The sequence below is a fragment of the Pseudomonas sp. BJa3 genome, from assembly GCF_026343815.1.
In the GTDB taxonomy this organism is placed as follows: Bacteria; Pseudomonadota; Gammaproteobacteria; order Pseudomonadales; family Pseudomonadaceae; genus Aquipseudomonas; species Aquipseudomonas soli.
The window spans coordinates 1-260 of the sequence record NZ_JAOXMC010000309.1 but is presented as its reverse complement, the minus strand read 5'-3'; the positions used below and the strand labels follow the sequence as shown (position 1 = coordinate 260).

The 260-nt window shown below is 69.6% G+C and carries 1 pseudogene; it reads right to left on the bottom strand.

Annotated elements, in window-relative coordinates:
• A pseudogene (locus OH705_RS27825) lies at positions 1 to 260 on the bottom strand (patatin-like phospholipase family protein); the annotation flags it as partial.

The window sequence follows — 260 nt, the reverse complement described above, 5'->3', positions numbered from 1 at the left end:
GCCGATCTGGTTCATCCGCTGCAACTGCTCGATGTCGCCTCCCAGGCTGTCGATGAAGGTGCTGTTCAACAGGTGGGCGCCGATCTGCGCCAGGCTCGGCGGTCGGTCGGACGGCGGCAGGCCGGTCATGGCACTGTCGCCACCGGTGGCCGGGTTGCCGCTGACGCCGATCACCAGCACCCGCGTGGCGCCCAGGTGCAACGCCGGGCTGATGGGCGCCTGGGAACGCACCGCGCCGTCGCCGAAGTATTCGCGGTTGA